At 57.6% G+C, this 22601-nt stretch carries 23 protein-coding genes; 14 read left to right on the forward strand and 9 right to left on the reverse strand.

The features are described 5' to 3' along the window. Positions 1–44 precede the first annotated feature (44 nt). The gene (locus ABIE13_RS19790) at positions 45–1040 is read right to left on the reverse strand and encodes a Bug family tripartite tricarboxylate transporter substrate binding protein (RefSeq protein ID WP_354446621.1); all 996 of its coding nucleotides are present in this window, start codon (positions 1038–1040) and stop codon (positions 45–47) included. Between the two features lie 63 nt (positions 1041–1103). Next, positions 1104–2135 carry a TauD/TfdA family dioxygenase gene (locus tag ABIE13_RS19795; RefSeq protein WP_354446623.1) on the reverse strand — a complete coding sequence of 344 codons (1032 nt, stop codon included), beginning with the start codon at positions 2133–2135 and terminating at the stop codon, positions 1104–1106. Between the two features lie 139 nt (positions 2136–2274). Here ABIE13_RS19795 and ABIE13_RS19800 point away from each other — a divergent pair, with 139 nt between their 5' ends. Further along, complete coding sequence (locus ABIE13_RS19800; protein WP_354446624.1) at positions 2275–3210, forward strand: LysR family transcriptional regulator; 936 nt, start codon at positions 2275–2277, stop codon at positions 3208–3210. 136 nt (positions 3211–3346) lie between these two features. Here the strand turns inward: ABIE13_RS19800 and ABIE13_RS19805 are convergent, their stop codons facing one another. The 3 genes from ABIE13_RS19805 to ABIE13_RS19815 all read right to left on the reverse strand — a co-directional run bounded on the left by ABIE13_RS19805 (position 3347) and on the right by ABIE13_RS19815 (position 5091). Continuing rightward, positions 3347–4120: a DNA alkylation repair protein gene (locus tag ABIE13_RS19805; RefSeq protein WP_354446626.1), complete on the reverse strand. Its 774-nt coding sequence runs from the start codon at positions 4118–4120 to the stop codon at positions 3347–3349. Beyond that, positions 4117–4611 (reverse strand): MarR family winged helix-turn-helix transcriptional regulator, encoded by a 495-nt coding sequence (locus ABIE13_RS19810; protein ID WP_354446628.1) that lies wholly within the window; start codon positions 4609–4611, stop codon positions 4117–4119. Before ABIE13_RS19810 ends, ABIE13_RS19805 begins: the two co-directional genes overlap by 4 nt. Positions 4612–4707: 96 nt before the next feature. Beyond that, positions 4708–5091: a hypothetical protein gene (locus tag ABIE13_RS19815; RefSeq protein ID WP_354446629.1), complete on the reverse strand. Its 384-nt coding sequence runs from the start codon at positions 5089–5091 to the stop codon at positions 4708–4710. 450 nt (positions 5092–5541) lie between these two features. On the opposite strand from ABIE13_RS19815, the gene ABIE13_RS19820 reads away from it, so the two are divergent. Together ABIE13_RS19820 and gloA are read left to right on the forward strand one after the other, a co-directional pair. After that, positions 5542–6366, forward strand: coding sequence for a metallophosphoesterase (locus ABIE13_RS19820; protein ID WP_354446631.1), 825 nt, complete (start codon positions 5542–5544; stop codon positions 6364–6366). A 72-nt stretch (positions 6367–6438) separates the two neighbouring features. Further along, positions 6439–6852 carry a lactoylglutathione lyase gene (gloA, locus tag ABIE13_RS19825; protein WP_354446633.1) on the forward strand — a complete coding sequence of 138 codons (414 nt, stop codon included), beginning with the start codon at positions 6439–6441 and terminating at the stop codon, positions 6850–6852. Positions 6853–6971: 119 nt separating this feature from the next. On the opposite strand, the gene ABIE13_RS19830 is transcribed toward gloA, so the two are convergent. Next, positions 6972–7439, reverse strand: coding sequence for a GNAT family N-acetyltransferase (locus ABIE13_RS19830; protein WP_354446635.1), 468 nt, complete (start codon positions 7437–7439; stop codon positions 6972–6974). A 187-nt stretch (positions 7440–7626) separates the two neighbouring features. On the opposite strand from ABIE13_RS19830, the gene ABIE13_RS19835 reads away from it, so the two are divergent. Continuing rightward, positions 7627–9144, forward strand: a complete 1518-nt coding sequence (locus ABIE13_RS19835; protein WP_354446637.1) for a CYTH and CHAD domain-containing protein — start codon at positions 7627–7629, stop codon at positions 9142–9144. A gap of 33 nt (positions 9145–9177) precedes the next feature. Here the strand turns inward: ABIE13_RS19835 and ABIE13_RS19840 are convergent, their stop codons facing one another. Next, positions 9178–9705, reverse strand: coding sequence for an OmpA family protein (locus ABIE13_RS19840; protein WP_354446639.1), 528 nt, complete (start codon positions 9703–9705; stop codon positions 9178–9180). A gap of 199 nt (positions 9706–9904) precedes the next feature. Here ABIE13_RS19840 and ABIE13_RS19845 point away from each other — a divergent pair, with 199 nt between their 5' ends. After that, positions 9905–10471, forward strand: a complete 567-nt coding sequence (locus ABIE13_RS19845) for a gamma-glutamylcyclotransferase (RefSeq protein ID WP_354447146.1) — start codon at positions 9905–9907, stop codon at positions 10469–10471. A gap of 46 nt (positions 10472–10517) precedes the next feature. Further along, entirely contained in the window at positions 10518–11153 is a 636-nt protein-coding gene (gene pdxH / locus ABIE13_RS19850) for a pyridoxamine 5'-phosphate oxidase (protein WP_354446640.1), read from the forward strand. 7 nt (positions 11154–11160) lie between these two features. On the opposite strand, the gene ABIE13_RS19855 is transcribed toward pdxH, so the two are convergent. Continuing rightward, positions 11161–12123, reverse strand: coding sequence for an AEC family transporter (locus ABIE13_RS19855; RefSeq protein WP_354446642.1), 963 nt, complete (start codon positions 12121–12123; stop codon positions 11161–11163). Positions 12124–12278: 155 nt separating this feature from the next. Here ABIE13_RS19855 and ribBA point away from each other — a divergent pair, with 155 nt between their 5' ends. From ribBA to tolA, 8 genes are all read left to right on the forward strand, one after another. Then, on the forward strand, positions 12279–13421 hold the full coding sequence (gene ribBA / locus ABIE13_RS19860) for a bifunctional 3,4-dihydroxy-2-butanone-4-phosphate synthase/GTP cyclohydrolase II (protein ID WP_354446643.1): 1143 nt from the start codon (positions 12279–12281) through the stop codon (positions 13419–13421). A 104-nt stretch (positions 13422–13525) separates the two neighbouring features. Further along, positions 13526–13990: a 6,7-dimethyl-8-ribityllumazine synthase gene (ribH, locus tag ABIE13_RS19865; RefSeq protein WP_354446645.1), complete on the forward strand. Its 465-nt coding sequence runs from the start codon at positions 13526–13528 to the stop codon at positions 13988–13990. Further along, positions 13987–14532 (forward strand): transcription antitermination factor NusB, encoded by a 546-nt coding sequence (gene nusB, locus ABIE13_RS19870; RefSeq protein WP_354446646.1) that lies wholly within the window; start codon positions 13987–13989, stop codon positions 14530–14532. Before ribH ends, nusB begins: the two co-directional genes overlap by 4 nt. After that, positions 14529–15746, forward strand: coding sequence for a pyridoxal phosphate-dependent aminotransferase (locus ABIE13_RS19875; protein ID WP_354446648.1), 1218 nt, complete (start codon positions 14529–14531; stop codon positions 15744–15746). Before nusB ends, ABIE13_RS19875 begins: the two co-directional genes overlap by 4 nt. 13 nt (positions 15747–15759) lie before the next feature. Further along, the gene (ybgC, locus tag ABIE13_RS19880; protein WP_354446649.1) at positions 15760–16191 is read left to right on the forward strand and encodes a tol-pal system-associated acyl-CoA thioesterase; all 432 of its coding nucleotides are present in this window, start codon (positions 15760–15762) and stop codon (positions 16189–16191) included. A 7-nt stretch (positions 16192–16198) separates the two neighbouring features. Then, on the forward strand, positions 16199–16903 hold the full coding sequence (gene tolQ, locus ABIE13_RS19885; RefSeq protein ID WP_354446651.1) for a protein TolQ: 705 nt from the start codon (positions 16199–16201) through the stop codon (positions 16901–16903). 4 nt (positions 16904–16907) lie between these two features. After that, positions 16908–17318, forward strand: a complete 411-nt coding sequence (locus tag ABIE13_RS19890; protein WP_354446652.1) for an ExbD/TolR family protein — start codon at positions 16908–16910, stop codon at positions 17316–17318. Between the two features lie 19 nt (positions 17319–17337). Next, a complete protein-coding gene (gene tolA / locus ABIE13_RS19895) occupies positions 17338–18420 on the forward strand; it encodes a cell envelope integrity protein TolA (protein WP_354446654.1) in 1083 nt (360 codons plus the stop codon). Positions 18421–18949: 529 nt separating this feature from the next. Here tolA and dnaE read toward each other — a convergent pair. Next, the gene (gene dnaE, locus ABIE13_RS19900) at positions 18950–22459 is read right to left on the reverse strand and encodes a DNA polymerase III subunit alpha (RefSeq protein ID WP_354447148.1); all 3510 of its coding nucleotides are present in this window, start codon (positions 22457–22459) and stop codon (positions 18950–18952) included. Between the last annotated feature and the right edge of the window lie 142 nt (positions 22460–22601).

Genomic DNA, 22601 nt, shown 5'->3' on the forward strand with positions numbered 1-22601 from the left:
TGGGCATCATCCTTGTCGACCAAACGAGGCATCACTTGCTTGCACTATTCAAGTTTGAGTTCCAGCTTGTTGACTAGGCCATGCCATTTGCTGATGCCTTGCGCCATGGAGCGCGCGGCATCAGCGGGCGTACCACCGATCGGGTCAGCGCCTTCCGCAGCGAGTCCCGCACGCATATCGGGGGATTTCAGAATGCGGTTGATCTCGACATTGAGCTTCGTGACGATTTCCTTGGGCGTGCCCTTCGGCACCATCAGTGCAAACCATCCATTGCCTTCATAGCCTGGGAGGCCAGCCTCGGCAACCGTTGGCACATCGGGGAAAACCGGCGATCGCTGAGCGCCCGTCACCGCGAGTGCCTTAAGACTACCAGCCTTGATTTGCTGTTGTACCAGAGGTACCGGTGCGAAGTTGAGCTGTATCGTTCCGGCGATCAGATCATTAATCGCCGGCCCGCTGCCTTTGTAGGGCACGTGGACCATGCGCACATCTGCCATCGACGCGAACAATTCACCGAATAAGTGATTCGACGTGCCGTTCCCGGATGAGCCATAGTTCACCTTCCCCGGATTCGCCTTGGCATAGGAGATCAGGCCAGCTATATCCTTGACCGGAAGCGTTTTAGTGGCGGTCACAATGGTTGGCGGGGTTGCCAACAGAATGACCGGGACCAAGTCGGTCATTGGATCGTATGGCAGCCTCTTGTAAAGACTCTGTGCAACCAAAATGTTGCCGAACGCTCCCAGAACCATGGTGTAGCCATCGGGCTTGGCTTTAGCAACCAAATTTACGCCCATCGTGCCGCCCGCCCCAGGACGGTTGTCCACTACAACAGAACGTCCCCATGCTTCGCTGAGCTTCTGGGCGATAACGCGGCCCAACACATCCGTATTGCCTCCGGGTGTGAAAGGCACGATCAATTGAATGGGCTTGCTCGGATACGATTCATTCGCGACAGCGAGTGAACTGACTGCTACAACACTGGCAGCCAGGGTCACCGAAAAAAAACTGTTCCACGTTCGCATTCGTGCGAGTTTCATTCTGATCTCCGGTTTAACAATTTTCGGTTACGCCCGCAATTTCGCAAGCTGCTGAGACGATATTCATGCCGTGATGTGGGTCATTTCGCTATGGCGACTCAAATAGGACGTGCGGAACTCTCGCGTTAGTTCGAAGTGAGGCGGCAATGAGCGGCCATTGGGCAATGTGAGCCATGCACGCAGCAGGTGACGACGTTCCGCCGGGTCCTCGTAATCCTCGTACTTGCTCCGTGCATGCAGGACCGAGTAGTTGTTCGCCATCTGAATGTCGCCGGGCTGCATGCTGAAACTCATCTGAATCTCGGGATCGTTGCAGATTTCTTCCACAAGTTGGACCGCCTCCTCCTGCGCAGTGGTCAGGCGCGGGACTTCCGGGAACCGCTGAGCAGTCAAAAGATAGCGCCGCTTGTACAAGGCGCTGAGGCGACCGTCAAAGAAATTCAGGATGGGGGAAGTCTGCACTTTCAGTCCGGTGGGATGCTGATCTCGGGTATCGAAATGAAAGGGCGCTTGCAATACCTCGATGAGATCGGGGCGGCGCATCAGCACTTCGTTGTAGATCTTTGCCACGCTGACGAGTTTGCTGATGCCACCCGATTTAGCGGTCTTAAGACAAAGCAACATAAAGGCGTCGCCGCCATCATTATGAAAAGTGAGCTCATCATCAGTCTGGTAACTCCGAACCGAGTTGGTGTTGTCGACCTTCAGACCTGTATTAGTGACGCTGTGCATGCGGTTGCCGAGCCGATCCTGCGTTTGAGGGTCACCGAGGTGGACAGCCATAGCCCAAAACACTAAGCGCGAATCTTCCAATGAGTAGCGACCGACGGGCAACCCTCGAAGCAAGGCAAAGCCGCGCCCACCTTCGAGCTCGGATCGAATGGCTGCGAATCGCCGCGCAATGCGCGGCATAGGAAAGTCACCCCGACCTAAATCCGTGAGCGCCGTTGTTCTCCCTTTGAATGCCATCAGCATGGCATCAATCTCGTCAATTTCAGCCGGCTCAACATGTTGAATCCAGTCCGTTTGTCCGCTCAATTCAGCACCGCTCCAGACCTCTGGTCCACCCAACAAACGATCGGTATTTCCGCTCATCCTGTCCGCTCCAGTGAAAGACGTCCCTGCGAAATTACAGGGATTCCGCCGAATGTATTGAGAGTCAATTTATTCGACAAGCTTCAATTTTTGATAGACTTATCCAAACACTGGATAAGTAAAAAATCAAAGCTTTCGTATGACTATCACGCTCAAGCAGATTGAAGCGTTTCTTGCCGTCGCGCATACCTTGAGCTTTAGTCATGCAGCGGAGCGGGTCCATCTGTCGCAGCCGGCCCTGAGCGCGAATATTCGTCGTCTCGAGGAAATCGTCGGAACGCGACTGTTTGATCGCGACACGCGAACCGTGTCCTTATCCGTAGTCGGCACGGAATTCATGCCCATTGCAACCGGCCTGATGGACGGCATCGACCATGGCATGGCACGCATTCGCGACATCCTCGCGGGCAAACAGGGTCGGTTGAATATCGCCGTTGCACCGTCGGTTGCTGCGGGCGTACTGCCTGATATCTTGGTGCGCTACATAGCCGACTACCCTCACATCGATCTACACATCCATGACGTCATGTCCAACGTATGCGTTGACATGCTCCGTTCGGGTGCGGTGGACGTCGCGCTGATGCCGATGCGAAACGATGTCGATGATCTCTTGTCTCAACTGCTGTTTCGCGATCCACTGGTCGTGATATGTGCCGCCAGCCACCCGCTCGCACGCCGTCGCAATCTGGAATGGACTGACATCATTCCCTGCAAATTAATCGTCAGGAGCACTGACAGCAGTGTGAGACAACTACTGGATGCGCAATACTTGCTGCACGGTGCAGTCCTGCGGCCAGCATTTGAAGTCGAGCATGTTGGCACAGTGCTCGGGTTGATTGTTGCCGGACTGGGCATAGGCATTCTGCCTTCATCGGTTATGCACACGGTCAACATGAACGGGATGGTTTGCCGTCGCTTCAGTAAGCAGTCGACTCCCTACTGGACAATCTGCGCTTGTACACCGAGCGCACGCTCCAGCCCACCGACGGTTGAACCTTTCGTTCGTTTATGCCTGGATCGGTTTGCTTCCCGCACGGATGTGAGCCCAAACAAAGCGGATAGGGAGGCACTTTGATGCATTCCTCACAAGGCCATTCGCTTGCGAGAAAAACGTTCCTACGGATGGCCAAACGTTCCGAAGCAACAGCCACAGTGCAAAGGCCCGCACCGCAAAACCCCCCTGGATGAAATCTCGACCGGTGGTTTGACCTTTACTTGAGATTTCGCAGCGCGCGCTGGCATATACGACGCGTGGATTCGGTCGGTGAGTCTTGTAACCATTGCGAGCACACGCCTCGTACCCAATCGGGTTGATCCTTGGCGGCATCGTTTAGCCAGTTCGCCACCGAGTCCTGCACATAAGTAGAAGAATCTGCGCACATGGCCGACAGCAGGGGCAATGCTTGCTCTGGCTCGCGTTTGAGTGCAGGGATGTGAGCGCACCACACCCCGCGTGGGCGCAATACTTCGCTTGCGAAGCGCCTCAGACGCTCGGAGGGCTCTTGTGTCCATTGTTGCAATTGCACCAGGGCATCTGGCAGTTCCCGCACCAAGCTTGGCCGCACGGCCATCCACGCCCATTCGCGCACGCCGAAATGTGCGTCGTCAGCCAACGGGCGAATTGCGGCCAATCGCGCGCTGGATTCCATTTCTGGTTGAATGCCAATCATGAAGCACGCCCATCCTCGGGCCATGTCTGCGCGATGTTCAAGACACTGAGTGAGTCCATCTGTTCCCATGGAGTTCCACAAAATCGTTCCAATGCGAGCCATGCGTTTGAGAACACCCAGCTGGCAGGCTTCATCTATCGCCGCCAGTTCAAGCGGAGTCAGCGACGGAAAGACGGCTCGAGCGAGCATGGCTTGGTCGATGGCCAGACACTCGGTCAGCGTGGCGCTTTGCACCTCTCCTCTGGATAAGGCGTGTAGCAATTCCTTGGAAATATCCGCGGTGCGTGTCGCGCCCGTTCGTGTTGAAGGAGTCACGGCGCTGAACTTTCAAGATTACCTGCCACCTTCTCCAGCAAGATCGTCAGCTGCGCGCGCTCAGGTTCTGACAGATTGCCGAACAGACTCGCTATCCACTGGCCGTGCTGCGCGACCACGGTATTGGCCAAACGCTTTCCCTTGGGGGTGAGCCGGATGGAAAGTCCGCGGCGGTCCTGGGCGTCGGCATGTCGGGCAATCAACGCTTCGCGCTCCAGCCCATCAAGCAATCCAGTGACAGTAGCGCGCGTGACCCCCGCCTGTTCAGCCAACATGTGGGGTGCCAATCCGTCTTCTGCAGCATCCAGAAGAAACAGAAGTACGAATCGACCTTCAGAGAGCCCATGAGGCGCCAGCAGCGCTGCACAGTTTCGGTCAATCCCAACTGCGAGGGAGAGCGTACTGAAGCAAAGTTCAATGCCGCTCAAATCCGGTAACTTGCGTCGCTGCGCGTCCTGAATCAAGGCGCGGTATTTTTGCTCAAGCTTCATTTCTTAGTTGCCATATCATATGGCAGCTAATTATATAGATTATGAAATCAAGTAATCGAAATGGGTGGCATGGGAGCACTGGAGAGGAACGAGCTCTCAGGTGCGTACGAACAAGGTCACCAATGGCTCATCTCCGACCTGTCGGCTGCAATGCCCATGCAGTTTCGAGTCAAAAGAAGCACCGACAGGCAAAGTGTCATTGGAATAAAAATACTCTCCAGACCCGAACTGGCGTGAGCTGCCATCTTGCAGGCCAATCTCCATGCGTCCCTGAAGCACCACAAGCCACTGCGGTGTTGTTGTGCAATGAAAATCACTCTTGAAACCCACGGGACTACTGCGCCACTGCAATCCGCCTGAAGCTTGCAGCGGAGTGAGACGGGCAGCAGGGGTACCTTCTGAGAGTAGACATGGTTCGTCTCGCCAGCGTGCCCTGCCATCGATATCGGTGTACAGCACGGTTTGAGTGAGCATGGTCATGCAGGTGGTCTTTCTACAGTTCAATCCGGCCATGGCCAGAAAATAGCAATGTCATGAAGCAGGTCATTTTCATCCATGGAGCCAAGCAATGAGCGAGGCACAAAATAAAGTCTCCGGCGTGACATTTCTCTCGGATTCAGTACATGACACCCACCCGGGAACGGTACAAAATGAAACCTTGAGATCCACGCTTTAGTAAGTTCGCTACCATCTTGACTGCAAACTCAAAGCAGGACGATTCACTGATGTAGTGAGTGCCCATAGGCGTATGCTAGCCAGCCACACCAATAACAATCGGGTCTTTCGTACTGAGGAAAACGTCGGAAACGGACGCAATGAACTACGACATATCAAGTTCTGGGGAAGTGGAGGGAATCGTCTGCACTGCGGACGACTACTCGGCAGATCGACGGGGAAGTCAGAGGCTAGCCGAATGACCTGGAGCACGTCATGTTGATAGCTCATGTCACTGACCCCCACATCGGGTTACGCACAAACCTGATGAAAGCGCACCCTGGTCCGGATGAAGCGTTTAGACGTGCGCTTGCGCATCTGCGTCAGCTTCAACCTCTGGCTGATGTCCTGTTACTGAGTGGTGATCTCAGCGAAAACGGACACACCCAGGACTACGAGGCACTGGCACGGGTCATCGGCGAGGAACTGTCCGAGCTCACTGAGCGCGGACTCCTGGTGCTGGCGATACCCGGGAACCACGACAACCCCGATATGGCCAAATCCGTGCTGGGAGACTTGATGCCGGTGGCGGCTGACGCTCCCGTTGGAAGAGTGTGCATTCATGTTGAGCGTGGGGGCCTTCATTTCATCGGACTGGATACGGTCCATCTCGGCTTCGCCCATGGTCTTCTCGAGGAAGCTCAGTTGCACTGGCTCGAAGTGCAACTGAAAGCCTGCGCAGGCCAACCCGTGGTGATTTTCATGCACCATCCGCCTCTGGTGTCTGGCATAGCGATCATGGATGCGTGCGGCTTGATACAAGGAGCGCCACAGCTGCGCAAACTGGTTGCAGAGCATGGACAGGTGCAATTGATTGCCGCAGGACACCTTCACCGCCCCGTGGTGGGCGCACTAGGGGGAGCGCCGGTGGTAGTGGCGCCTTCATCCTCCCACCAACTTGACCTGAATCTGGAACCCGGAGCACCCCTGGCCTGCCGAATGGAGCCGCCCATGGTTGGCATCTACCGCTGGACGCCCCAGGATGGCATCGCCTGTCATTTCAGTCACGTCAATCCGTTCGCAGGACCTTATCCTATTTGACCGCTCTGATCATGCGAGAGTTCTGCGCAAGAGTTCTCAGCACGAATAAATCGGAGCGGCGAAAATAGCAGCATGAGAATCCTCCACACCATGCTGCGCGTCGGCAATCTTGATCGCTCCATTGATTTCTACACCCAAGTGCTGGGCATGCAGTTGTTGCGCCGCTCTGAAAACCCGGAGTACAAGTATTCACTCGCCTTCCTCGGCTACGGCGGCGGAAATCCTGACCAGGCTGAGATTGAGTTGACCTACAACTGGGGGACTGAGCAATACGAGATGGGCACGGCCTACGGCCACATCGCCCTGGGCGTACCAGACGCCTACGCTGCTTGCGAAAAAATCAAGGCATCGGGCGGGAATGTCACGCGCGAAGCCGGGCCTGTCAAAGGCGGCACTACGGTGATTGCCTTCGTCACCGATCCAGATGGCTACAAAATTGAGCTCATTCAACGATCAGAAGACAGTGCTGGGCAAGGACTACGGTGATAGGACTCAAAGCAACCGCCATTCAGGAACCGCCGCACGAATTGGCTGAAGTTGTAGATTGAGTTCTACGTGCTCGCCCTCTGCAGTGAACGATGAGAGCAGCGCCACCGCCTGGGCGCTTAGACGATATGTTTGCGCATGAACACGGTGGCCTGTGGGTTGTCGTTGTAACGGTCGCAAACCAGGTAGCCGCGCTCCTCGTAGATTCGCAACGCACTCCTGAGATCGTCTTTACTGTCCAGGTAAATCCAGTTGACACCAATTTTCTTGGCATGGAGTTCCATGGCGTCGAGCAAGCTGCCGGCGATGCCCTGCCCGCGATATTCAGGTCGTACATACAACCGTTTGCACTCAAGCGCCGTAGCGGCGGGGATGCCGGCTACGTCCAGCTGCCTCAAAGCAACGTAGCCCGCCGCCACGCCATCCACCTCGGCAAGCCATGACGAATCGCCAGGCGCATTCAACGATCTGGCGATGTCTTCAATCGAGTCGCGCTTGACGACCTCCTGGGCCGTGAAATACTCCTCCAGCAGGAGGGCTACATCAGCGATTCGTGACGGGTCCGCGATGACAATTTTTATATCCATACCTGCCATGATATGCGCACGCCTGCCCTTCTTTTTTCTGCTCGCACGCCGCCCTCAGAGCATCCCATTTCGAAAGGAGTTGGGAAAATCAGACGACGCCACGCTGCGTGCGCAACACTTGACGCCGCTCCCGCTGGTCCGCAGGGCGCCGCAGCATAGATCGCCAACACGTTCTTAAAATGGGATCATGAAAAACGCCTCCGGGACCTCACCACCCAGCGAAATCGAGTTGAAACTGGTCCTGCCCGGAGCCGACCGACGGCGAATCGCGCACCAATTGGCAGTGACACCGCCGCTGGCGGGCGTCGCATTCCAAGTGCTGCGTTTGCGCAACATTTACTTCGATACCCCCGTACAGGATCTGCGCCAGCAAAAGATTGCCTTGCGCCTGCGCAGCGTACGAGAAGGCACCAGCAGCCGACCACGCTGGATTCAAACCCTCAAAACCTCGGGCCACAGTACCGCAGGACTGAGCCAGCGCGGCGAATGGGAAACCCCGCTGCGTCGGGGGGAACTGGACCCCATCACGCTACAAGACACGCCCTGGAGTGCGATTGACTCCAATAGCGAGCTGTTTGCTCACCTGAAGCCGTGTTTTGAAACCAGAAGCACTAGAACCCTCTGGCAAGTCAAGGCCCAAGACGGTAGCCAGATAGAAGTGGCACTCGACGTCGGCTCCGTGCACGCTAACAGCAGGCGCATGCCCATCTGTGAACTCGAGCTGGAATTGATTCACGGTAGCCCCGACGCTCTGTTTGCCGTGGCCGAGGAATTGGCCACTCACCTAGCGATCCTGCCTGCTCAGACCAGCAAGGCAGAGCAGGGCTGGCGTTTAGTCGCTGGGGTGAGCGCAGCACCGTTGAGAGCTCACACGCTTGCTCTTGAGGCAGAGCAAGCTGCTGGGCCAGCCGTTCAACAGGTCCTGGCAGAAATGTTTGGCCACTTTACAGAGAATCTTGTCGGCATACTGAACGCAGACCACGCAGAGTTGGTGCATCAAGCGCGCGTGGGATGGCGCAGATGGCGCAGTGGCCTGTGGTTGTTCAAACCGCTGCTGAAGGATCACCAGGCACCTGACACCGAGGAGTTGCGTCCGCTGCTTGACGCGCTGGGCGCGGTACGTGATCTCGATGTGGCGGCACTGGAGAGCCTTCCCACCTGGGCTGAGGCTTTTGTCGCAGGTGATCGAACGCGCAACACGGCGTGGCTCCACATGGAAGCGACTCTTCAAGCGGAGCGGCGGGCCCGGCGCCTATCCTTGCTGGACGCGTTGGCGGCGCCTGCTACTGGATTGGCTCTGATGCGTTTGAGTCGTTGGTTGCATGGATTCAAGCAGGTCCCCGAAACGACTCTCACACTGGGAGAGTGGGCCAAAAACCGCACCCACGATCTCCACGCCCTCCTCTCGGACGAGGTGGATTTAATGCTTGGGGTCGAGGACTCAAAAAGCGATACCGCCCTGGAACACCAGCATAGGGTGCGCCTGCTGGCCAAGCGAACGAGGTACTGCCTGGAAGCCATGCGCCCGGTTCTGCCGAAGGCGCGTACGCGTCGTTGGACAGATCAAGCGACCCGACTTCAATCCGATATAGGTGCCGCACGGGACCTGTTGTTGCTGGCAGACCTGCTCGCGCCCTTGGGCGTAGACCGAGGCATTGTGGGATTTCTACGCGGCGTTTCCGCTGCGCAGATCGCATCTCGCTAAAAAGGCCGCTTTTCAACAGCCAGGCGCTCTGGATTATTGCAAGCGCACTTCTACACGCCGCGCTTCGGCGTTCGCGCCTGCCAGAGTAACCTCAGGCTTGCGCAACTCCAGCTTGTCTTCACCGATACCCAATGAAATCAGGGTGTCACGCACGCCGATGGCGCGTTGTTTGGCTAATTCTTCATTCACTGCCGGGTCGCCAGTGGTGTCGTGGAAACCACTGATCAACGCGGTCTGACCTGCTGCGATACCCTTGACGATATCACCCAGCGCATCCCGAGCGCCCGGCGCCAAATCCGCTTTGCCACTGGCGAAGTAGAACTTGACCAGGCCATTCTCCACCACAATGCTGGCCGCATCGGCCGCCACAACTGCGGCCCCTGTGGTTTGAACGCCCTGCACCATGCTAGCGCCAGGCGCGGTGGCGAGTGCTGTGGAGCTTCCTGCACGTTTGCCTGTGTGGTGCACGCCTATGCCTATAGCCAAGCCAACGGCTAACACCACCGCACTGAACACTATCCCCAGTGCCAACCCCTGGTTATCGTCGTCTTGAGAATTCATTAATTAAGCTCCTGCTTTAAACAAAACCCTGCACAAATGCTGCACCCCGGAAAGATAAAACCCAACTCGGTGCACAGGTTTGCATGCAAAGCAACTTGGAAAATTATAAAGTTTGCACATGAAGCACTTGGAAACCCACCCGGCATCGGACCCAGACTCGTTCCGGCATTTGTTCCGGCCGGGTAGAGAACCCGCCCAAATGCTCGAAATAGCTCGCCAGCAATGGAAGCAACAGGGAAATGCCCAGGACTTGTGGGTTTTCGGCTATGCCTCATTAATATGGCGACCCGATTTCGATCATACCGAACGTCATGCCACACGTGTGCACGGCTGGCATCGCGCTCTGGCCATGTGGAGCCGCGTGAATCGGGGAACCCCGGAAATCCCTGGCCTGGTATTTGCACTTTTGCCGGGTGGCAGTTGCCGAGGCGTCATTTATCGGATTCCACATCGCCACGCCAATGAAGTCCTGGACTTGCTTTGGGCGCGCGAAATGCCAACCGCGGTCTATGACCCTCGTTGGTTGCCCTGCTCGACACCCCACGGAACAGTCGCCGCGTTGGCATTTACTCTGTCACGGCGCAGCCCTGCTTTTACCGGCGAGCTCACGCCGGAGCAGTACCGCAGCATTTTCAGCGGTGCGAGCGGGCGTTACGGCACCACTCTGGACTATGCCCGCCAAACCCATGAGGCTCTGCGTGCGCATGGAATTGACGACATTTCGCTCACGCGCCTGCTAGGCCACGCGAGGCCAGACAAGTTATGAGTCTGGTGCCCAGGGCTCAGGCCCAAGCTGCATATACACTGCCCGCATGAGCGACATCGCAGCCCTGCGCAAAAGTTACGAGCGTGCCGAGCTTTCTGAGGAAGCTTCGCATGCTGATCCCACTCACCAGTTTGCAAAATGGTTCGACGAAGCACGGCAAAGCGAGGTGCCAGAACCCAACGCGATGACGCTGGCAACCGTCGGCGGAGATCTGCGGCCCAGCACCCGCATCGTGCTGATCAAGGGCTTCGATGAACGCGGAATTGTCTGGTACACCAACTACGAAAGCCGAAAAGGGAGAGAGTTGACGGGCAATCCCTGTGCAGCTCTTCAATTTCACTGGGTTGAGCTGGAGCGTGTAGTCCGGATAGAAGGATTGGTAGAGAAAGTGAGCGACGCCGAGAGCGACGCCTACTACGCCAGCCGCCCCCTGGATAGCCGCATTGGAGCCTGGGCCAGCCCGCAGAGCCAGGTCATTGATGACCGCACGGTATTGGTCACAGGCGCGGCAAAGTACGCAGCCAAGTTCTTGCTGAACCCTCCCCGCCCGCCTCACTGGGGTGGGTTTCGGCTGCTGCCGGAGCGTTGGGAATTCTGGCAAGGCCGCAAGAGTCGGCTGCACGACAGGCTGCAGTACAGGCTGGAAGACGGCGAATGGCTGCGCGAGCGACTGGCGCCGTAGGAAAACCTCAAGCTCCGCGCGGCAGCAACCACATCACCACGGACACCGTCACAACCGCCATGGCGGTGGATATAGCCACTGAAGCCGTGACAAGTTCCTCTGCCTTGTGGTAGCGCTGAGAGAACAGAAAAACGTTGGCCCCCACAGGCAAGGCAGCTGCCACCACCATCACTGCCAATGGCAGACCGCTGAGCCCCAAAGCCCAACCTGCCAACGCCATCAGCGCAGGATGCAAGATAGTCTTGAGCCCGGAAATCATCAACGCGCCCTTCACATGAGGACCGATGGCGGTGCGCGACAGCGTGACGCCCACCAAAACCAGAGCCACCGGGCCGAAGGCACTTCCCAGCAATTCGAGAGGTCGCTCCACGATGGGGTGAAGCCCAATACCTGTCAGCGAATAGAGGAACCCCGCGATGATGGGCAGCGGAACTGGGTGCAAAATCGCATTTTTGACCGCTTGAGCGACAGTGGCAGCTATATGACGGCGGCCCGCTTCTCCGGAAGCCTCTTTCTCGCGCGCCACCAGCAATTCGATGACGATCGTTGCCAGTGTCAGCAACACCAGGGCATGCATGGAAATCAAGGTAAAGAGATTGAGCAGGCCTGCTGGTCCGTAGGCCAGTTGGACCAGCGGCACGCCAATCATCAAGGTATTGCTGAAGATGGCGGCCAAGGCCACCACCGCTGATCGGCTGTTGAGCCCCTGAATGAACAACAAGACGAAGAACATCACGCCTGCCACGATGTAATACAACGCAACGGAGCGCAGATCGAGCTTGTCCAGTTGAGCCGTCGCCATGCTTCGAAAAAGCAGGGCCTGCACCAGCACAAGAAACACAAGATTCGATAGGTCTCGTACAGCTTCCCCGCGCACCAGCTTCAATCGCCCTGCGAGAAAGCCGATGCCGATCAACAGCACGACAGGCAAAAGCGAAGAAAGGACGGGATGATCTAGGGTGAGGGCCATATGGAAAACGATGGATTGCAATCAAAGCCAGATTTCACAGGCAGGAAAGCACCTGAATAGCCCATGAACTCGTTCTCAAAGCAAAGGAAGCCCTCAAAGCGCCGATAATGTCACCTTTTCCGCACCTGCGGCTGGCCACGCTCGCCAGGCACACCATGAACGCCCCCCTACCCCAAGCCACGCCCATAGCACCCGCAGCCATTGCGCCTGTGGAAGAGATTGTCGCCGAGTTGCGCGCCGGCCGTATGGTCATCCTGGTTGACGAAGAAGACCGGGAAAACGAAGGTGATCTGGTGCTGGCATCCGATCACGTCACGCCAGAAGCTGTCAATTTCATGGCCAGATTTGGCCGCGGTCTGATCTGCCTGACATTGACACGCGAACGTTGCGAACACTTGCAACTGCAGCCCATGGCTACGCGCAATGGCACCAAATACTCTACGGCTTTTACTGTTTCCATCGAAGCCGCAGAAGGTGTGACCACGGGCATTTCAGCGGCCGACCGCGCCCGGACCGTCCAGGCTGCCGTGGCCCCTGGAGCACGTGCAGACGACCTGGTGCAGCCAGGACACATTTTCCCCTTGCAGGCAGTCGATGGCGGCGTACTGATGCGCGCTGGCCATACAGAAGCCGGGTGTGATCTGGCCTCCATGGCGGGTTGCTCTCCATCGTCTGTGATCTGTGAGATCATGAAAGACGACGGCACCATGGCCCGCCTTCCGGATCTGCAGGAGTTTGCTGCCACCCATGGCCTGAAAATTGGCACCATTGCCGATCTGATCGAGCACCGCAGTCGCCACGAGTCTCTGGTTCAGAAAGTAGCGTCACGCACTCTGAAGACCGCCCATGGCGAATTCATGGCACATGCCTATAGAGACAAACCCAGCGGCGAGCTGCATCTGGCGCTCGTGATGGGTCAGTGGGATGATCAGGAGGTCGTTCCGGTTCGCGTACACGAGCCCCTTTCCATCCTCGATACGCTGGAAGTCCAGTGCGGCATGCATTCCTGGAGCGTGCAAGCTGCTCTGCGCCATATCCAGGCTCAGGGCAAAGGCGTGGCCGTGCTGCTCAACTGCGGAGAGAACGCCGATCAGTTGCTGGCTCAGTTTGAAGGCAAGGCGCGCGCGGCGCATGCTCCTGAACGAGGCCGGATGGATTTGCGCAGCTATGGCGTAGGCGCACAGATACTGCGCGATTGCGGCGTCCAGCGTATGGAGCTGATGGGAACCCCACGCCGCCTGCCCAGCATGGCCGGAGGATTTGGGCTGGAGGTTGTAGGCTATATACCGAATGAATGACGAATGCTGAGTAGCGCGCGTTGGATCCTTCCCTGAGGAAATTGAGCGCAATGCCTCGCCTCTGGGTGCCACGTGCCACGCGAAACAAGATATAGAAACCAAGAATGAAAAACGCAAATCAAGGCGCTGTGCCTGAGCTTGATGGCAGCCATCTGCGAATCGGTATTGTCCGGGCTCGTTTCAATGACGACGTGACGAGCGCACTGCAAAGCGCCTGCACGGCCGAGCTTGCTGCCCTGAAGGTGCCTGCCGAAAACATCAAGTATGTGAGCGTTCCCGGTGCGCTGGAAGTGCCCTTGGCGCTTCAGGCACTGGCTGACTCGGAAAAGTTTGACGCCTTGATCGCACTCGGGTGCATTATTCGCGGCGAGACCTACCATTTTGAGCTGGTAGCCAATGAATCGGGTGCAGGCGTGACCAAAGTCGGCCTCGAACACGGTATTCCTATCGCCAATGCTATTTTGACAACGGAAAACATGGCACAAGCCGTGGCGCGCCAAGTCGAAAAAGGAAGAGACGCTGCCCGTGTGGCAGTCGAAATGGCCCAATTGCTGGAGCGCCTGGTATGAATGACGAAGAACCGAAAGCACCCGCGGTCAACGCATTGGCCCCAAAACCCAATGGCACCCGCAGGTCTTCTACCAAGTCACCTCGCTCACGAGCGCGCGAATTCGCGCTGCAAGCGCTTTATCAGCACTTCGTGGGAGGCTCTGACGCGGCAGTCATAGACGCATTTACGCGAGAACTGCAAGGATTTTCCAAGGCAGACGCGGTGCACTATGACGCGCTGCTGCATGGCTGTATCGAACTCGCTGACGATCTGGACGCGCTGATCGTGCCTCTGCTTGACCGCAAACTGGCTGAGATATCTCCCATCGAGCACGGCTGCATGTGGATTGGCGCTTATGAACTTCTGCGTTGTCCTGACGTGCCCTGGCGAGTGGTTTTGAACGAATGCATTGAATTGGCCAAGGATTTCGGCGGCACTGACGGGCACAAATACGTCAATGGCGTTCTGAACGGCATTGCGCCGACATTGCGCACTGCCGAAGTACAGGCCGACCGCGCCGCGCTCAAGAAGTCTCCCGGCTCCGCCTCATCGAATCCATGAAGATATCGGCCCGGGCTCAGCGCGTCGAGCCGTTCTATGTAATGGAGATGGCCAAGTCGGCCGCTGCCATTGCGCGGGAGGCCGCAGGCTCCGACAAGCCCATGATCTATCTGAACATTGGCGAGCCGGATTTCACGGCGCCGCCACTGGTTCAGGAAGCGGCAGAAAAAGCCATTCGCGACGGCCGCACTCAGTACACCCAGGCGACCGGATTGCCGCAGTTGCGTGAACGCATCAGCCACTGGTACTCCGAGCGTTTTGGCGTGCAGGTGCCAGCACGGCGAATAGTGGTGACAGCAGGGGCGTCAGCTGCATTGCAATTGGCGTGCCTTGCCCTGCTGGATGCGGGCGACGAAGTACTCATGCCCGACCCCAGCTACCCTTGCAACCGCCAGTTTGTCAGTGCGGCTGAAGGCAGAGCGGTGCTTATCCCCGCCACTGAAGCTGAGCGTTTTCAACTGACCGCTGACAAGGTGCAACAGGCCTGGGGTGCCCATACAAGAGGAGTGATGTTGGCTTCGCCCTCGAACCCCACAGGCACCTCCATCCATCCGGACGAGTTACGCCGCATCCACCAGGTGGTGGCAGAGCGTGGCGGCGTGACACTGCTGGACGAAATTTACCTGGGCCTCAGCTACGAAGAGACCTACGGGCACAGCGCTCTCGGCCTGGACGATCAAATTCTCAGTATCAACAGCTTCAGCAAGTACTTCAACATGACGGGCTGGCGCCTCGGTTGGCTGGTCGTGCCTGATTCACTTGTCGATACGGTTGAACAGATGGCGCAGCATCTGTTCATTTGCCCCAGTACGATTGCACAACATGCCGCGCTGGCCTGCTTCGAGCCAGAAAGTCTGGCCATCTATGAAGCCAGGCGCGCGGAGTTCAAAGCGCGGCGCGACTGGTTTGTCCCGCAACTGGCCGCGCTCGGCTTGCCCGTACCTGTGACGCCAGACGGCGCCTTCTATGCGTGGGCTGATTGTTCCGCAGCATGTCGGAAATTACTGCCTGCTAGCTCCGAATATAATAGCGAAATGCAGACCGCCGGCAGTTGGGAATTCGCCTTCGAACTCATGAAGCGAGCGCATCTGGCAGTGACGCCAGGGCGTGATTTCGGACGTGCAGATACGGCGCGCTACATACGCTTTTCCACTGCCAACTCCCTGCCGCAGCTTGAAGCCGCCGTAGAGCGACTGCGCGCCTTGCTGGTCTGACCCCTCACCATCCATGGCGTTCGAATTCCCCATTCGGATTTACTGGGAAGACACCGACGCTGGCGGCATTGTTTTCTACGCCAACTATCTCAAATTCTTCGAGCGTGCTCGCACTGAGTGGCTGCGCGCGCTGGGGGTCGGCCAGCAAGTCCTGCGTGAGCGGGAGGGTGGAATGTTCGTGGTGAGCGAAACAAGTGTCAAATACCTCTCGCCTGCGCGCCTGGATGATGAACTTATCGTCACCGCGGCACTCCAAGAGGCGGGCCGGGTCGCACTCACCATAGAGCAGCGCGCCTTTCTCAAGTCCAGCGGCACGTTGGTTTGCCAAGGAAGTATTCGTATCGGTTGGGTGGATGCGCACACGCTCAAGCCTGCGCGCATTCCAGCTGAGGTCATCGTCACGTTAAGCCCAGAAACAGCTACTAACCGCTTGTCACCTTCATAGAAGCCACATGAATCAGGATCTATCCATCATCCAACTTGTATTGCACGCCAGCTTTGTCGTGCAATTGGTCATGCTGCTATTGCTGGCGGTGTCAATTGCCAGTTGGGCAGCCATCTTCCGCAAGCTGCGCTCATTGAAGCAAGTCAAGCAACTGAATGACGACTTTGAGCGCGAGTTCTGGTCAGGTACGAGTCTGAATGATCTTTTTTCAGCCGCGACACAAAACGCCAGGACAGCAGGTCCCATGGAACGTATTTTTGCCAGCGGCATGCGTGAATATCAGAAGCTTCGCGAGCGCCGGATTCAGGATGCAGGCACACTGCTCGACGGCGCTCGCCGCGCCATGAGAGCCAGTTTTCAGCGCGAGATGGACGAGGCGGAATCCAACCTTTCGTTTCTCGCCTCGGTAGGTTCGGTCAGCCCTTATGTCGGCCTGTTCGGCACTGTATGGGGCATCATGCACGCCTTCACAGGTTTGGCCAGCCTCCAGCAAGTGACGCTGGCCACCGTGGCTCCAGGTATTGCAGAAGCGCTTGTAGCCACCGCGCTGGGTCTGTTTGCCGCGATCCCGGCCGTGATTGCCTACAACCGTTTCGCACGCGACATTGATCGCATTGCCAACAAACAGGAAACGTTCATAGAAGAGTTTTCAAACATTCTGCAGCGCAACCTGGGCGTGCATTCGCAGTCCGCCACGGCCACGGGGCACTGAAGCCATGCCCGGAGTCAGCTCTCGCGGCCGTGGCCGCCGCACCATCAACGAAATCAATATGGTGCCCTTCATCGATGTGATGTTGGTGCTGTTGATCATCTTCATGGTGACTGCGCCGCTCATCACGCCGGGGGTCATCAATATACCCAGCGCTGGAAAATCTTCCAAGGCGCCTGACAAACTCATCAATGTCATGATTGATGCGGAAGGCCAATTGACGCTGGACGGTGAAGTCAAGCTGGGCAAGACCAATGAGAAGGAGGCACTTGCCGCCATCAAGCAAGCCTTGGAGGCCAACCCTGAAATGCCCGTCATGCTCTCTGCCGACAGTGATTTGCGCTACCAGCAGGTCATCAGCATGATGAAGCAATTGCGGGCAGCAGGCGTGGATCGGGTCGGTTTGGCTGTCAAGTGAACCAAAAGGCCGATCACGCATGAACGCCGCCGCCACCGAGCGCAATGAGTTTGCCCCTCCTCCGCAACGAGGAATGGGGCGCGCCATGGCGCTGGCACTTTTCGCGCACTTGCTGTTGATCCTGGCTTTGACGTGGGGCGTCAATTGGCGCAGTCAAGCGCCGGAAGATGCCGTGGAGGCGGAGCTATGGGCCCCTTCAGTGCAGCGCGCCGCCCCCAAAGCTGCACCCAAGCCACCGCCTGAGCCGGTAGTGGAACGCACCGAACCGCCTGTGCAGCCCAAACCCACCCCCAGACCAGAGCCCAAGCCAGAACCGGTGGTCAAGCCTCCGCCGCCCAAGCCTGAGGTTGATGACTCACGCGAGGCTGAAATTGCCCTGGCGGAGAAGAAAAAGAAAGAAGAAGCAGCGCGCCGCAAGGCTGCAGAGGCGCGTGAAGAGAAACGTCGAGAAGACAAACGCCGAGAAGAAGAGCTTGAGCGCAAGGAATTGGCGCAAAAGAAAGCTGCGGACGAAAAGCGTCGTAAGGACGCTGCAGCCAAAGAGGCTGCTGAAAAGAAAGTAGCGGAGAAAAAAGCGGCAGAGAAAAAAGAAGCTGAGAAGAAGCTGGCAGAGAAAGCCGCCGCAGAAAAGGAAGCAGCGCAGAAAAAGGCAGCGGATGCCAAAGCGAAAGCAGAAGCTACCCGCGAAGCCAAGGAATCCGACAGTCGCCGCAAGGCAGAACTCGCTCGCATTGCCAAATTGGCGGGCAGCGCAGACAGCGACGGCGGTTCGTCCGCCACTGGGAAAGGTGCCTCCAAAGGCAACGCAGGCGGAACTGACGAGCGCGATGCTGGCCCCTCGGGCAACTACGCCGGCAGAATCCGCGCCGCCGTGCGGCCTAATATCGTGTTCTCCGATGATGTGCCCGGCAACCCGGTGGCTGAAGTGGAAGTTCGTACCGGCCCCACCGGCACCATCATCAGCCGCCGCATCATCAAATCAAGTGGTGTGAAGAGCTGGGACGATGCTGTGCTTCGAGCGTTGGACAGAACCGAGAAGCTGCCTTCAGACAATGGGCGCTTCTGGAATCCGATGGTGATGGAGTTCAAGTTGAGGGATTGACAGTAGGGGTCAAGAGTCTTCAGGCTTTTGGCGCCTTCTAAATTTGAGGCATCCTTACCCTCACCGGTTGGCTAAACCCGCGAGCAGACCGAAATTCGGGTTTAAGAAGCAACGCGTTTGCAAAGCGCCGGCCCAGTTGGCGGCGGGTTTGAAATTTTTGTGGTTGATGAATGTGTGCTTCAGGACAAGTAGCGCCTGTTAATCCTGGATCCCCGCCTGCGCGGGGATGACGGAGAAAAGCAATAGGAGATTTTTAGAGACCCTTGCGGATTAGGAGCCAACCAACTGACGCCTGGGGTCTGGAGCCCAAGTCGGCAGGCCCGCCTTCATCGGTCTCCCCCGCAAGCGGGAGAGGGGGCCAGAATCCGAAGCCCGCGGAACACGGCATGCGGCGAGGCGGCGCAGCAGGGCAAGCGGCGAGGCCGCGGAGCAAGGCATGCGGAGTGGCCGCGGAGCTGGCTTTGCCAGGCCGCTGGCTGCGTCCCCCCTCAGGGGGGAAGGCGCGTAAGCGCCTCAGGGGGGACCCTACCTACTCATACACAATCATCGCCCGCCCCTCGTCCGCCTGAGCCATCCAGCTGGCTAGCGCGGCGTCGGTGGGGAAAAAGCGCGCTCCCTCCCCCAATTGCAACTGGGCCATGACGCCTTTGATGCCGTTGTGCTCGCCCGTACGACGCTCCAACACCAAACGAACCTGCATGCCTTGAAGCAACTCCCCATGTTCGGTGATCTCGGACTTGGGAGGGTGCTCTGACAGGAGCCGCTTGACATCCGGCACCTGTCCATTGACGGCCACTCGCAGGAACTTGCCGTAACGGCAGCGGGCTGCTGGGAGATCCATGATTTGGGTGATAGTGACCTGCAAGCCACCAGAAAATCGATCAGGCTGCACCTTACCCATGACGATGATAAGTTCATCGTCTTTCAAGAGATTGCGGTGCTGATTGATCAAGGCTTCATCCGCCCGCGCCTCGATCACACCCGATTTGTCGTCGAGCTTGAAAAGTGCAAGCTTGCCACGATGGCCGTTGATCACCCGAAGATCGCCCACGATGCCCGCCAGCAATTGAGGGTCCCGGCTGTCCATGAGATCGTCAATACGCCGGCGCACAAACTGGCGAACTTCACGCTCGACTTCATCGAAAAGATGACCCGACAGGTAGAAGCCGACGGCCGTCTTTTCGAGGGAAAGCCGTTCTTTCACACCCCAGGGCGTCACCTGCGCCAGCTCTGGCTCCTGGGTGACTGAACCGTGTGCATCGTCCAGCAGATCGAACAAGCCGCCTTGATTGGCATTGGCCGTGCAGGCGGCGCCGTAATCGAATGCCAGATCCAGGGAGGCCGCCAGTGCAGCCCGATTCATCTGCAATGAATCGAAGGCCCCGGCGCGAATGAGCGCCTCGACGGTTCGCTTGTTGACCCGCGTGCGATCGATGCGTTTGCAGAAGTCGAAAAGGCTCTTGAAGGGACCCTTCTCGCCCCCAGACTCTCCGCCTCCCCGGCCTTCGCGCGCAGCGATGATGGCTTCAATCGCTTGCTCGCCAGTGCCCTTGATGGCGCCCAAACCGTAGCGGATCAAGGTATTGCTGATGGGGTCAAAGCGGTAGATACCGCGGTTGACGTCAGGCGGCTCGAAAGTCATGCCGCTCTTCAAGGCATCCTCATACAACACCTTGAGCTTGTCGGTGTTGTCCATTTCCACCGTCATGTTGGCGCAGTAAAACTCGGCGGTGTAATGCGCCTTCAGCCAAGCGGTGTGATAAGCCAGAAGAGAGTAAGCAGCGGCGTGTGACTTGTTGAAGCCGTAGCCAGCAAACTTCTCCATCAAGTCGAAGATCTCGTCGGCTTTGCTTTGGGAGATATCGTTCTTGGCCGCCCCCTCCCGGAAGATCTCCCGGTGCTCGGCCATCTCTTCGGCCTTTTTCTTGCCCATGGCGCGGCGCAGCAAGTCGGCACCGCCCAGGCTGTAACCCCCCAGGATCTGCGCCGTCTGCATCACCTGTTCCTGGTAGACCATGATGCCGTAGGTCTCGCTCAGCATCTCCGCCACCAGGGGGTGCGGGTACTCGACGGTTTCCCGCCCATGCTTGCGCGCCACGAAGCTGGGGATCAGATCCATTGGCCCCGGACGGTACAAGGCGTTCAGTGCAATCAGGTCTTCCAGCCGAGTAGGCTTCGCGTCCCGAAGCATGCCTTGCATTCCGCGGCTTTCAAACTGGAACACAGCTTCCGTACGGCCGTCCTGGAAGAGCTTGTAGGTCTTGGCGTCCTTCAGCGGGATGTTCTCGAAAGCGAAGTCCTTCTGATTCGGGTGGCGGCGGACAATCAATTCCTTGGCGATTTCAAGAATCGTCAAGGTCGCAAGACCTAGAAAGTCAAACTTGACCAGGCCGACGGCTTCAACATCGTCCTTGTCGTATTGGCTCACGGCGGATTCACTGCCGGGCTGCTGGTAGAGCGGGCAGAAATCGGTCAGCTTCCCCGGCGCAATCAAGACGCCCCCCGCGTGCATGCCGACGTTGCGTGTCATACCTTCAAGCTTCTGCGCCAATGCGAGCAAAGTCTTGACTTCGTCTTCTTTCTCCAGGCGCTCCGCCAATATGGGCTCTACCTCAATAGCGCCCTCAATGGTGATGTGCTGACCGGGCTTGTTGGGAATGAGCTTGCTGATGCCGTCGCAGAACATGTAGCTCATATCCAGCACCCGGCCCACGTCCCGGATCGCGGCACGTGCCGCCATGGTTCCGAAGGTGGCAATCTGGCTCACAGCGTTCTTGCCGTATTTCTCCTTCACATAGTCAATCACGCGGTCGCGGTTGGCTTGGCAGAAGTCAATATCGAAGTCAGGCATGCTGACGCGTTCGGGATTGAGAAAACGCTCGAACAGCAACTTGTACTGAAGCGGGTCAAGATCGGTAATTTTGAGCGCGTAAGCCACCAGCGAGCCTGCACCCGAACCCCGCCCTGGCCCCACTGGGCAGCCGTTCTCCTTGGCCCACTTGATGAAGTCGCCCACGATAAGAAAGTAGCCCGGGAAGCCCATCTTCAAGATGGTGCCAATCTCAAACTCCAGCCGCTCCTGATAGGCTGGCATCTGGGCAGCGCGCTCGGCGGGATCAGGATAAAGGTGCGCCATGCGCTCCTTCAAACCTTCTTCAGATGCGAAGCGGAAGTATTCGCCGATGGGCATGCCGTTGGGCGTTGGGAAATCCGGCAGTTGCGGCTTGCCCAAAGTTAACGTCAGGTTGCACCGGCGCGCAATTTCCAGGGTGTTGGCCAGCGCCGAGGGCACATCAGCAAACAAGGCCTGCATCTCTGCTTGCGATTTGAAGTACTGATCTTGTGTGAATTTCCTGACCCGGCGCGGGTTTCCCAGAATCTCACCTTCTGCAATACACACGCGCGCCTCATGCGACTCGAAGTCATCGGGGTGTTGGAACTGAATGGGGTGCGTCGCCACAACCGGCAGTTGAAGCCGCGCCGCCAGTTGGACTGCCGCAGCGACATGATTCTCATCGTCAGGCCTGTTGGCCCGTTGAAGCTCCAGGTAAAACCGGTGCGGAAAAATCCCCGCCAGCCTGAGGGCCAGTTCACTGGCGCGTCCGGTATCGCCCTTCAGCAAAGCCTGGCCTACAGGGCCCGCTTGCGCACCTGACAACATCAGCAATCCGTCAGAGAGTTCACTCAACCACTCCCAGGCAATCACGGCCTGGGACTTGACCAAACCTTTCGTCCAGGCGCGCGCCAGCAGCTCAGATAAATTCAAGTAGCCCTGGTGGCTTTGCACCAACAGCAGAACACGAGACAGAACACCCTTGTCGGCGTCAGCGCCTTCCAGAAGCAACTCAGCCCCCAGAATGGGTTTGACGCCAGCCGAACGCGATGCCTTGTAGAACTTGATGGCGCCAAACAGATTGTTCAGGTCCGTAATAGCCAGGGCTGGCTGGCTATCGGCAGAGGCAGCCTTGACGATGTCATCGACGCGGTTGGTGCCGTCGACGACAGAAAACTCAGTATGCAAACGAAGGTGAACGAACATTTCAAAAATCAGGGCGTCAAATTGAGGGCTGGACTGCGGGGATACCTGTAAAGCATTCATGCGCGTGTTGCAAAAACACACACACGCCCGGGTTTTTGCGGGGTTGGGTGTGTATTACTTCTCACGGACTCCAATCGACATC

Origin of the sequence: Ottowia thiooxydans, from assembly GCF_040548795.1 — a bacterium.
Lineage (GTDB): Bacteria > Pseudomonadota > Gammaproteobacteria > Burkholderiales > Burkholderiaceae_C > Ottowia > Ottowia thiooxydans_A.